General features: G+C 60.8%; 5 protein-coding genes. 3 read left to right on the top strand and 2 right to left on the bottom strand.

Annotated elements, in window-relative coordinates:
• The coding region (locus NTW26_00480; protein ID MCX7020750.1) for a DNRLRE domain-containing protein at positions 1–392 on the top strand (392 nt) is incomplete at its 5' end.
• A gap of 196 nt (positions 393–588) precedes the next feature.
• Complete coding sequence (locus NTW26_00475) at positions 589–1,974, top strand: DNRLRE domain-containing protein (GenBank protein MCX7020749.1); 1,386 nt, start codon at positions 589–591, stop codon at positions 1,972–1,974.
• Positions 1,975–2,408: 434 nt separating this feature from the next.
• On the opposite strand, the gene NTW26_00470 is transcribed toward NTW26_00475, so the two are convergent.
• Both NTW26_00470 and NTW26_00465 read right to left on the bottom strand, forming a co-directional pair.
• Positions 2,409–3,929, bottom strand: a complete 1,521-nt coding sequence (locus NTW26_00470; protein MCX7020748.1) for an aromatic amino acid ammonia-lyase — start codon at positions 3,927–3,929, stop codon at positions 2,409–2,411.
• A 122-nt stretch (positions 3,930–4,051) separates the two neighbouring features.
• Entirely contained in the window at positions 4,052–5,230 is a 1,179-nt protein-coding gene (locus tag NTW26_00465; GenBank protein ID MCX7020747.1) for an FprA family A-type flavoprotein, read from the bottom strand.
• A 188-nt stretch (positions 5,231–5,418) separates the two neighbouring features.
• Here NTW26_00465 and NTW26_00460 point away from each other — a divergent pair.
• A partial coding sequence (locus NTW26_00460) for a hypothetical protein (GenBank protein ID MCX7020746.1) occupies positions 5,419–7,029 on the top strand: 1,611 nt, incomplete at its 3' end.

The raw sequence follows: 7,029 nt of genomic DNA, 5'->3' as shown, positions 1-7,029 counted from the left end.
AATACGACGGCACGGATTTGGTCGAGGCTCAACTGGTATTCAATGCCATTGATCCTGTCGAGGGAGCGGTACTCGCTGGCAAAGTGGCCGGCCCCTGGGAGGAGATGACCATCACCTACAGAAACCGGCCGCCGCGGGGCGACAGTGTGGCCGCGTTCGACATGGTCGAGGGGTATAACTACGTGGACCTCAATGTCAGCAAAATCGCGCCCTGGGTGGACACGCCGGATTTGGCCTACGGCATCCAGCTTAGTCGCGATGGACGAGATGGTGTGGATAACTTTGGAGTATTCTATAGCCGGGAGACCGAACACGTACCGGAGCTCCGGCTGACCTTCTCGGGGCCCGCGGTCGAGGAGGCGAGCTGGGGGGAGATAAAGGCGGCTTTCTAAAGAAACGGCGGCAAATGGTCGGGTGAGAGGAGCGGTCAGGGGTAAAAAGAAACCGGGTGGAGGGAAAAGCACACGGCACTGCCTGGGGGAATTAACTAAGCATCCGCGTAACGTGTTGTGATTTTGTTTATTAACCACGGCACCCCGCGCTGGCATTAATCGTGCTTTAACACCGATTTGAAGCCGGGAGGTAATCATGAGCAAGGTGTTTTTCGTGTGCGCGGTCGTCCTGGCGGTTTTTTCCGCGGCGTGGGCTTACGAGGTCTTCGAGCCGGTGCAGGATTCGTTTATTATGTATATTTGGGACCACGGTGAAGAATTCGGGATAGATGAGAATTACGGCGATTCAACCGAACTGTGGGTGCGGGTTTATGGGCATCCTGGAGAATATATAGAATTTGAGGATGCCGTAGTTCAATTCGATTTATCCGATGTGGATCCGGCAATGAACGTTTTCAGGGCATATTTATACTTGGATATAAGTTATCGTGGGATGAAATGGGAATTCTACGAGATAGAGGAAGAGTGGAGCGAAATGGAGATAACATGGTCGAATGCGCCTTCCGATGGTGAATGTTTTTTTGAATACCGTTTTTCTGACGGCGTTCCACCTTACTTTGAATTACCTGCTGATTACGTTCAAGGATGGGTGGACTATCCCTCTGAAAACTTCGGTTTTCGAATCAAAGAAGAAGCTGATTTCAGCGTGTTCGACTCCAGGGAATCTGACACCCCCCCACGGCTCGATGTGTGGTTCGAAACCGACGACACCGAGTCGCCGGCATGTGAGGAGGTATTTCCGGTTGATGGGGAGGGAGAGGTGCCGCCGGATTCGAGTATAGAGTTCAACCTTACCGACGACCTGGCGGGAATCGACACCGACACCATCCAATTCACGCTCGACCTGCAAGAAGAAAGGGCAACGGCGAACCGGGGGTGTCTGAGTACCGGTAACACGGCGAACACCCCCATCGAGGGCACCCTCGAAATAGACGACGAGAATCCCCTGGAGGTCGCCTGCGTCTTCACCCCCACCGACGACCTGCCCTGGGGCGCCTACACCTGCACCGTGGACGGGAGTCTCGCCGACCTACTCGGCAAACAGATGGGCGAGGATTACGTCTGGTCGTTCGACACCCGCGGCTGGGACGAAGACCCGCCAGAGGTAACCGACCTGACCCCCGGGGACGGCGACGAAGACATTCCGCCGGATTCGGTCATCACCTTCCATTTGACCGACGGCTACGCCGGGGTGGATGTCTCGACGCTGGCATTCTCCGTGCGTGAAAACTTGCGGCAGCCGGCGAGCCTGGACAAGGCAAAAGCTTTACCCGTGTGTCCCTCTCCGGTGGGCGAGATTGAGGGGGAGCTGGAGGTGGATTCGTCCGACCTCTTCGACGTGGGCTGCACCTTCACGCCGTCGGACGACCTGCCGCCGGGCCCGATTACATGCACAGTCGCGGGTTCGCTGGCGGATCGGGACGGCAACGCGCTGGGGGACGATTTCGTGTGGACGTTCTCGGTGGGCGGGTCGGTGGAGGACGAGCACACCTGGGGGGAGATCAAGGCGGCGTTCGAGTAGCCATACGGGGATAAACGAAAGGGCGGTGTATCCGCCCGTTTTCTAAGGCAGCCCTCACCCTTAATCCCTCTCCCACAGGGAGAGGGAAACCGCGCCGACCCTCACCCCGGCCTTCGTAAATGTAGGGCGGGGATTTCAATCCCCGCCGCTTTTACATTCCCTACCTCGACCCTCACCCCTACCCTCTCCCTAAAAGGGAGAGGGGACAGGTGGCAACCCTCACCCCAACCCGTCTGCGAGCCGCTCCCACGGGAAGAGGGAAAATGTAGGGCGGGGATTTCAATCCCCGCCGCTTTTACATTCCCTACCTCGACCCTCACCCCTACCCTCTCCCTAAAAGGGAGAGGGGGGCTGCTTTACCCCTCACCCTCGCCCGTAAGCGCGCTTCCCCCCAGAGGGGGGAGGGGACTGACAGCGTCCTCACCGCCGGACGGTCAGTCCAGCGGGCCGATGACCTTCTCGGCGACCGCCAGTATCGCCCCCGAGCGGACCAGCTCGGCCATCTTGTTATTGTCGTCGTAGAGCGGCCGGTCCTCGTCCAGGTGCGCCACGTGCTCCCGGACCAGCCCGTAGACGGCCTGAGTGGCCGGGGCGAAGTCCGTCTTGCGGAAATCGCGCGCCTGGCAGGCGGCCATGATTTCGATCCCCAGCACGCCGGGGACGAGGTCCATTATCTGGCGCGTCTTCAGAGTGGTGGTCCAGCCCATCGAGACGAAGTCCTCCTGGTCCGCCGCGGCGGGGATGCTGCCCACGGCCGCCGGAGTCGAGAGCACCCGGCACTCGCAGACCATCGCCCCGGCGGTGTACTGGGTCAACATCATCCCGGAGAACATCCCGCCCCCGTGGGTCAGGAAACCGGGCAGCCCTCCCGACAGGGCGGGGTTCATCAGGCGGTTGATGCGCCGCTCGGCGAGAACCGCCGCCGTCACCACGCCCATCGAGGCGTACTCCAGGACCAAGGCCATGGGCGTGCCCTGGAAGTTGGCCCCGGCGATGACCTCGTTATCCTCGGGGAAGAAGATCGGGTTGTCGCCGACGCCGTTGAGCTCGGTGAGGAAGACCTCGCGGGCGTGAGCCAGGGCTGTGCGGGCCGGACCGGCCGACTGGGGGGTCGAGCGCAGGGAGTAGGCGTCCTGGACTTTTTTGCCAGGGCGCGCGAGAAGCGGCGACCCCTCGGTCAGCCGCCGGATGTTTTTCGCCACCGTGATCGAGCCGGCGTGCCCCCGGACGCGGTGCAGCCGCTCGTCGTAGCCACTCATGTTGACGTTGAGAATCTCGAGGGTCATGGCGGCGGCCACGTCTTGGGTCTTGAGCCAGGTCTCCATCTCCAGCAGGAGGAGCGAACCGACGCCGGTGATGAAATTGGAGCCGTTGATGGCGGCCAGGCCGTCGCGGGCCTCGTAGGTGATGGTGGGCACCCCGGCCCGGCGCATCGCCTCGGCCCCGGGAAGCCGCTCGCCCTTGTAGAACGCCTCGCCCTCGCCCATCGCCACCAGCGCCATCTGCCCCATGGGCGACAGGTCGCCCGACGCGCCCACGGACCCACGCATGCAGACCACCGGGGTCACCCCGGCGTTGAGGATGGCGGCCATGGTCAGAGGCACCTCGCGCCGGCAGCCCGAGTTGCCGTGGACCAGCACGTTTATCCGGCCGGCCATCGCCGCCCGCACCCACGGCTCGGGCATGGGCTCCCCGATGCCCGCCGCGTGCGAGTAAATCAGATACCGCTGGTAGTCCCGCGTCTGCTCCGGCGTGAGCACCGTCTCGGAGAACTCGCCGATGCCCGTGGTCACCCCGTACATGATTTCGCGCTTGGAAATCTTTTGCTCGCACATGGCCCGGCAGCGGTCCACGCGCTCCAGGGCCTCGGGGGGGATCTCCACCCGCTCGCGGTCCACCGCGACGGCCTTCAGCCGCTCGGGGGTGAGATTAGCGCCGGTGAGGACGACGGACATCGGCTCTCCTTGGGGTCGGTTACCGGGGGATGATACACCGAACCGGGCGTCCGCTCAAGCCCGAACGACCGACCGCGGGTCGAAAAAGGGGCGGTCGGAACCGCCCCGCGACGCGGATTTGACTATTTCAACCCGGCCTTCTTGTGACGCTCGGCCACGGCGTCGGCCAGGCGGTCCAGGGCCTCGAAATCGGCCTCCCCGGCCAGCCCTTTCGCCAGCACCGGCGCCAGAACCTCGACCTTCAGGTTGGGGATGAGCGACGCCAGGGTCTCCACCGTCTTGCCGCCCCAGCCGTAGGAGCCGATGATGGAGAGGAACCGCGCCTTGGGCCGCAGCGCGTTGGCCAGAAGAGTCGCGTAGGCCGCCAGCGGGTGCGGACCGGCGAGGACCGTCGGCGTGCCGACGATGATCGTCGCCGCGTCCACCAGGGACATCGCCAAAGCCCCGATGTCCACCGAGGCCAGATCGAAGCGCTCCACCCGCACCCCGCGCTCCGCCAGACCCGAGGTGAGGTGATTGACCATCTCCAGCGTGCTGCCGTGCATGGAGACGAAGGGCAGCACCGCGACGTTTTTCGGCTCGCCGTTCACCCACTCGTCGTAAGCTTTTACGATGACCTCCGGCCGGGAGTGAATCGGGCCGTGGCTCGGCGCGATGAACTTGAACTCGTACGGCTCCAGCTTCTTCAGGTTCTTCGCGATGATGCCGGCGAAGGGCATCATTATCTCGGCGTAGTACCGCTTGGCCGGACCGGCCACCACCCGCTCCCCGTCGGCGTATAGCTCGCTCGTCGCCAGGTGCGAGCCGAAGAAATCGCAACTGAATAAAATCTTGTCCTCCGCCAGGTAGGTCACGAAGGTCTCCGGCCAGTGGACCCACGGGGTGTAGATGAACTTCAGCGTCTTGCCGCCCAGGTCCAGCGTCTCACCGTCGGCCACCACCTTGAACCGCTCCTCCGGGACCCGCAGCAGGTCCATGAGCATCCCCTTGGCCTTCTCGGAGGTGACGAGCTTTGCGTCGGGGAACATCGCCAGCACGTCGGGGATGGAGCCGGAGTGGTCCTGCTCGGCGTGGTGGGCGACGAGGTAGTCCAGGCGCCCCACGCCTTTCAACTGTTCGAGAAGGACGCCCCGCATCGGCGGGTCCACCGTGTCCAGGAGGACGGTCTTGTCGCGCCCGCGGACGAGGTAGGCGTTGTAGCTGGTGCCGTCGGGCAGGGGGATGAGCTGGTCGAAGAGGCGGCGGTCCCAATCCACGGCGCCCAGCCAGTGGACGTTTTCGGTAATCTTGCGCGGTTTCATGGGTCTCCTTCGATTGAAAATTTCGCTTTCAACTCACGTGTATTTTAGCATAGAAATACCGACTGCACAAGTCGGCTTTTATCCACCGAACCGCCCTCCGGGGACGGGGGCGACGGGGAAGTGGACGGGTGCCCGCGGGAGCCCCGGTTGCCACAAACCCCGCTTTGGGCTATATTTAGGGGTGAGCCATGAAGAAAATACTCGTCATTTTCGTCTTCTGTACGTTCCTACCAGGGCTTGCCTTCACTTGGTCCGACCCAATTTACATAATTGACAGCGAGCACAACGATTACACGGCTATTACGTCTTTTACCCCTAATGAGAGTCTTTTCGCTGTCTGGTTCAGCGCTTGGGCCACGCATTATTACGATGTAAGCTACGCGCAGGTAGCCGAGGATGGGACTCTAACCATCCCGCCGACACGCATCTTCACCGAGGACGGCGTTGACGACCGGGCCCCCACTGTTGCGGTAGACTCTCAAGGACACGCCCACGTCTTCTGGCGTCGTTGGACAGGCGGCGACTACGACATCTGGTACGCGCAGATAGACACCGCCGACGGCTCCTACATTGTGGAACCGAAAGATCTCATCAAAGCCGTTACCGTGGTTGACATTTTTTTGAACGCCGTCGTTGACGGCAGCGACAACGTGCACCTGCTTTACTGCGGATACGTTTGGAACGGGGAGGAGGGCTGGGAATCACCGTTGTACGCAAAGCTGGATTCCTCCGGCAATCTCCTTTTCTCCGACAAGATAGTCGCCGATGACCCGGCTTACGATGCGGCCTACTTCGATAAGGGAATTGGGGTTGATTCGGATGGAAATGCACATATTGCGTATGACATCGCAGTGGGTTCCGATGATTGGACGGTGATTTACCGTAAGTTAGACGGTAATGATGGTACTCCTCTAACACCTTTGATCGACCTTGGATATCCAACAAAAGCGCCTTCGTACGACCGTCGCCCTTCAGTTTGTGTAGATTACCTGGATCATGTTCATGTATCTTATATTCACTATACAGGTATTTCATACATCGTTCATGTAATCCTTGATAAGGATGGCAACATAATCAGTGAACCCTGCATAGTATACACGGAGGAGGATGGTGTAGAGTTAGTAGCGAGTAACTTCTTCGTAACCGAGGATGATCGCCTTTTTCTCTTCTGCAATTGTGATGACGGTATCGTAGTTTTTGAATTCAACACCGACGGTGAGCTTGTCGGTGAGCCCAATTACCTTTTCGGAGTACTTGTGGGTCATTTTTACTGCGGTCCTACCGGCGCAGTTGGGACATCAGGTTACATCCGCGTAGTTGGTGAAAATCACGTTGATTCCGGGGACTACGACATCCTTTATGTCCATCAGATTGATGACACGGCCGCCGATGATCCTGTTCTAAGCGCTGATTCAGCGAGTGACGGCATTCTCCTCTCCTGGCGGGAGGAGGGCGAGCTGGTCGGCTCCACGTGGCGCCTGGAGAGAGACGGGGAGCGCCTAGTCAACCTCTCCGGCGACGCGCTCTACCGCTACTTGGACCGCGACGCCGAACCGAACATCACCCACTTCTACACCCTCGAAGCCACGTTGCCCGACGGCTCCGTCCGCACCTTCGGTCCCGTTGAAGCCACATGGCCAGGATCGGACGCCGCCAGATTCACCCTCTACACCCCGTACCCCTGCCCGGCGACGGACCGGGTGACCCTCAGCTACTACCTCCCGGAGGGCACCAAAAACGTAGAGCTCTCGCTCTACGACCTCTCAGGCCGGCTCGTAGCGTCCTACGTGAGCATCCCC

Source organism: bacterium (genome assembly GCA_026398675.1).
Classification (GTDB): Bacteria; RBG-13-66-14; RBG-13-66-14; order RBG-13-66-14; family RBG-13-66-14; genus RBG-13-66-14.
Note: the sequence above shows the minus strand (reverse complement) of the source record. Positions and strands in the feature narration are given on the sequence as shown.